This window comes from Streptomyces hygroscopicus subsp. hygroscopicus (genome assembly GCF_001553455.1).
Lineage (GTDB): Bacteria > Actinomycetota > Actinomycetes > Streptomycetales > Streptomycetaceae > Streptomyces > Streptomyces hygroscopicus.
Genome location: NZ_BBOX01000563.1, coordinates 1 through 4,762, shown reverse-complemented (window position 1 = coordinate 4,762; position 4,762 = coordinate 1). Strand labels below are relative to the sequence as shown.

The following is a 4,762-nucleotide window of genomic DNA, read 5'->3' as shown; positions in this document are numbered from 1 at the left end:
CCCGCCCGCCCCGCGGCGGGCGGTTCTCCGGCGCCGGCGCCCGGGACGGGCTGGCCTTCTTCGCCGGGCGCCCGCGTCTGGTCGCCCTCACCGTGATCACGGCGGTGAGCGCCGTCTTCGGGCGGAACTACGGACTGACCCTGGCGGTCCTGGTCACCGGTCCGCTGGCGGGCAGCTCCCAGGACTTCGGGGCCGTCGCGACCGTCCTGGCCGTGGGCGGGATCGCGGGCGCGGTCCTCGCGGGCCGGATGCGGCGGCCGTCGGTCCGGATGGTCGGCGCGCTCGCCGCCGCCGGGGCGCTGCTCCAGGCGGTGGCCGGGCTGTCGCCGGGGCTGGTCCCGCTGCTGGTGCTGGTCGCCCCGATGGCGGTGGTCGAGTCGGTCTCCGACACGGCCGGTGCCACGGTGCTGCAGACCGATCCGCCGCCCGGGATGCGCGGCCGGGTGCTCGGCGTCTGGCGCACCGCCCAGACGGCCTGGGGGCTGGCCGGCCCGCCCCTGCTGGGCCTGCTCATGGAGTGGGCCGGGCCGCGCGGCGCCCTGGTGGCCGGCGGGCTGATCATCGCGGCGGTGATCGGCGCGGGCACGCTGGTGCACGCCCGCCGCACCGCCTCCCGCCGCACCGACTCCCCCCGCACCGACTCCCGCCAGGTGCCCGTGCCGCCCGGGGACGTCGTGCCCGTGGAAACCGCGGCGGTGGACCGCGCCGCCAAACCGGTGCTCTCCGAGGACCTTTCCCCCATCGGTTGATCCCGGGCACGGCGAAGAATGGGGGATATGCCCTGATTGCTTTCTTTCGTCCCGGGTACTGGGGGTGGGCCCGTACGCGTGAAGGAAAGGGAGTGGCCATGGAGCGGTCCGACTCCGTCGTCCCCGTCCGCACCTGGGCGCACGCCGTGGTCACCGGTGGCGCCGGGTTCGTCGGTTCGCATCTGTGCACGGCGCTGCTCGATCAGGGCGCGGCCGTGACCTGTGTGGACGACTTCTGCACCGGAACCCCGGACAACGTCGCCCACCTCATGGACCGGCCCGGTTTCACCCTGCTGCGTGCCGATGTCACCGAGCCGTTCGAGGTGAAGCGGCCCGCCGACCTCGTGCTGCACTTCGCGTCCCCCGCCTCTCCCGCCGACTATCTGCGGCTGCCGCTGCACACCCTGGAGACGGGCAGCCTCGGCACCCGCAACGCGCTGGCCCTGGCCCGCCGCCACGACGCGCGGTTCATCCTGGCCTCCACCTCGGAGGCGTACGGCGATCCGCAGCAGCATCCGCAGAACGAGCGCTACTGGGGCCATGTCAACCCGGTCGGCCCGCGCAGCGTCTACGACGAGGCCAAGCGCTTCGGCGAGGCCCTGACCACCGCCGAGGCCGGGACGAACGGCACGGACACCGGCATCGTGCGGCTGTTCAACACCTACGGCCCGCGGATGCGCGGTCACGACGGGCGGGCCGTGCCCACCTTCATCCGGCAGGCGCTGGCCGGTGAACCCCTCACGGTCACCGGCGACGGCACCCAGACCCGTTCCCTCGCCTACATCGACGACACCGTGCGCGGCATCCTCGCCATGGCCGGCTCCGACCTCCTCGGACCGGTCAACATCGGCAACGCGGACGAGATCACCATGCTGGATCTCGCCCGCACGATCATCCAGCTGGCCGGGTCCCGGTCCACCGTCGAGTACATCGGCCGTCCCACCGACGACCCCGCCGTCCGCTGCCCGGACATCACCCTCGCCCGCGGCAAGCTCCAGTGGGCGCCGGTCGTCCCCGTCGACGAGGGGCTGACCCGCACCATCGACTGGTTCCGGCACCAGGCCGCCTGACATCCGCCGGAGCATCCCCCCGCCGCCCCTTCCGCCGCGGCCCCGGGCCGCCGAAAGGTCACGCCCATGCGCATCCTCGGCATCAACGCCCTCTTCCACGACCCGGCCGCCGCCCTGGTCATCGACGGCCGCACCGTCGCCGCCGCCGAGGAGGAGCGGTTCTCCCGGCGCAAACACGGCAAGCGGCCGGTGCCCTTCTCCGCCTGGGAGCTCCCGGAGAAGGCGGCCGCCTGGTGCCTGGAACAGGCGGGGCTGCGCCCCGAGGACCTGGACGCCGTCGCCTACTCCTTCGACCCCTCCCTCGCCCGCCCCGCCGCCTCCATGGGCCTGGACGACCCCTGGGACCACCTGCGGCTCGGCTATGCCCGCGAGGCCCCCGGCTTCCTGCGCACCGCCCTGCCCGGCCTGGACCCGGACGCCGTGCGGTTCGTCCCCCACCACATGGCCCACGCCGCCTCCACCGCGCTCGCCGCGCCCGGCGCCGGGACCAGCTCCGTCCTCGTCCTGGACGGACGCGGCGAGGCCACCTCCCATCTCGCGGCGCGCCGCGTCGGCGACCGGCTGGAGCCGCTCCACGGCCAGGAACTGCCCCACTCCCTCGGGCTGGTCTACGAGGAACTCACCGAACACCTGGGCTTCCTGCGCTCCAGCGACGAGTACAAGGTGATGGCCCTCGCCTCCTACGGCACCCCCAGGATGCTCGGCGAACTGCGGCGGTACGTGTACGCCACCGGCGACGGCGGCTTCCACGCCACCGGCGTGCCCTGGGCGGAGCTGTGCCCCGCGCTGCGCCCCGGTGAGGCGTGGTCGCGGTGCCACGCCGACCTCGCCGCGAGCGCCCAGGCGTGTCTGGAGGAGACGCTGCTGGACCTGGTCCGCTGGCTGCACGGGCGCACCCACGACCGGACGCTGACCCTGGCCGGGGGAGTGGCGCTCAACTGCGTGGCCAACTCCCGCATCGCCCGCGAGGGCCCGTTCGGCCGGGTCTGGGTCCAGCCCGCCGCCGGGGACGCGGGCACCGCGCTCGGCGGCGCGCTCCACCTCGCCGCGCGGGGCGGCGACCGGCCCGAGCCGATGGCCGGCGCCGACCTGGGGCGCCGCTGGTCGGACGCCGAAGTAGAGGCATGGCTGAAGACGGCTGCCGTGCCCTACGAACGCCCGGCCGACGTCGCCGAGACGGTGGCCGAGGCGCTCGCCCAGGACGCGATCGTGGCCTGGTTCCAGGGGCGTTCCGAATACGGACCGCGGGCGCTGGGCCACCGCTCGCTGCTCGCCCACCCCGGCCGTTCGGGAAACGTCGAGCGGCTCAACGACGTCAAGGGGCGGGAACAGTTCCGGCCGGTCGCCCCGATGGTGCTCGCCGGGCGCGCGGCCGAGATCTTCGACGGCCCCCTGCCCAGCCCGTACATGCTCTTCGTGCACGAGGTCGCGCCGGGCTGGCGGGACCGCATTCCGGCCGTGGTGCACGTGGACGGCACGGCCCGCATCCAGACCGTCGACCCCGCCGCCGAACCCCTGGTGGCCCGCCTGCTGAGCGCGTTCGAACGGCGCACCGGGCTGCCCGTGGTGGTCAACACCAGCCTCAACACCTCCGGCAGGCCCATGGTCGACGATCCGCGCGATGCCCTGGAGTGCTTCGGCTCGGCCCCCGTCGACCTGCTGGCGATCGGGCCGTTCGTGATCCGCCGCGGCGCCTTCTTCGCGGGTGGCCGACCGGACACCGCCGCGCACGGGGCGATGTGACGGCGGGCCGTGCCGACGGCCCGCCACGGGCGGAGGGAGCCGGGCCACCGGGCGGAGGGAGTCGAGGGCCGAGCCGGGCCACGGGCGGAGGGAGTCGCGGGCCGAGCGAGCCCATGGCCCAGGAAGTCAACGGCCCAGGGAGTCACGGGCCGAGGGAGTCAGCGGGTCAGGTCAGGGTGTCACGGGCCGAGCGAGCCCATGGCCGGGCGAGCCCACGGCCCAGGGGCTCAACGCGTCAGGGATGTCACGGGTCCGAGCGAGTCAACGGCCGAGCGAGCCAATCGCCCAGGGAGTCAACGGCTCAGGGAGTCACAGACCGAGCGAGTCAACAGCCCACGGAGCCAACGGCCCACGGAGTCACGGGCCCACGGAGTCACGGGCCCAGGGAGGAGCCAGGAATGACGGAAGCCGGAGAGCGGACCGACGCACCCGAGTACGCCGTGGTCATCCCGACACTGGGCCGCCCCAGTCTCTCGGTGACCCTCAAGGCGCTCGCCGACGCCAAGGGCCCCGCGCCCCGGCGGATCGTCCTCGTCGACGACCGGCCGCTGGACGACTGCACCGCGCTGTCCGCCGACATCCCCTCCGAACTCGCCCCCCTGGTGGAGATCGCGCCCGGCTGCTCCGCCGGTCCCGCCGCCGCCCGCAACATCGGGTGGCGGGCCGCCCCCGAGCCGTGGACGGTCTTCCTCGACGACGATGTCGTACCCGGCCCCACCTGGGCGGACGACCTCGCCGCCGATCTGGCGGCGGTGGGCCCCGACACCGCCGGGGTCCAGGCGCGGATCACCGTACCGCTGCCACCGGACCGCAGGCCCACCGACTGGGAGCGCACCACCGCGGGGCTCGCCGCCGCCCGCTGGATCACCGCCGACATGGCGTACCGGCGGGCCGCTCTGGAGGCGGTCGGCGGTTTCGACGAGCGGTTCCCGCGGGCCTTCCGGGAGGACGCCGACCTGGCGCTGCGGATCATGGCCGCGGGGTGGCGGCTGGCGGCGGGATCGCGCCGTACGGTCCATCCGGTGCGCCCCGCCGACCGGTGGGTGTCGGTGCGCACCCAGGCGGGGAACGCGGACGACGTGCTGATGGCCAAGGTCCACGGGCGCGGCTGGTGGGCGAGGGCCGACGCCCCGCGCGGCCGGCTGCCGCGCCACCTGGCCGTCACCGCGGCCGGGGCCGCCGCCCTGCTCGGCGCCGTGG

The 4,762-nt window shown here is 75.1% G+C and carries 4 protein-coding genes; all 4 read left to right on the top strand.

Features of this window, described 5'->3' with window-relative positions; translation table 11 throughout:
• The coding region (locus tag AXW62_RS38650) for an MFS transporter (RefSeq protein ID WP_159061083.1) at window positions 1-749 on the top strand (749 nt) is incomplete at its 5' end.
• A gap of 98 nt (window positions 750-847) precedes the next feature.
• The gene (locus tag AXW62_RS38645) at window positions 848-1,819 is read left to right on the top strand and encodes an NAD-dependent epimerase/dehydratase family protein (protein ID WP_060948456.1); all 972 of its coding nucleotides are present in this window, start codon (window positions 848-850) and stop codon (window positions 1,817-1,819) included.
• Between the two features lie 66 nt (window positions 1,820-1,885).
• Window positions 1,886-3,562 (top strand): carbamoyltransferase family protein, encoded by a 1,677-nt coding sequence (locus AXW62_RS38640; protein WP_060948455.1) that lies wholly within the window; start codon window positions 1,886-1,888, stop codon window positions 3,560-3,562.
• Between the two features lie 398 nt (window positions 3,563-3,960).
• A partial coding sequence (locus AXW62_RS38635) for a glycosyltransferase family 2 protein (RefSeq protein ID WP_060948457.1) occupies window positions 3,961-4,762 on the top strand: 802 nt, incomplete at its 3' end.

Coding starts and splice junctions, on each gene's coding strand:
- AXW62_RS38645 (WP_060948456.1), top strand. CDS start 848: ATGGAGCGGTCCGACTCCGTCGTCCCCGTCCGCACCTGGGCGCACGCC.
- AXW62_RS38640 (WP_060948455.1), top strand. CDS start 1,886: ATGCGCATCCTCGGCATCAACGCCCTCTTCCACGACCCGGCCGCCGCC.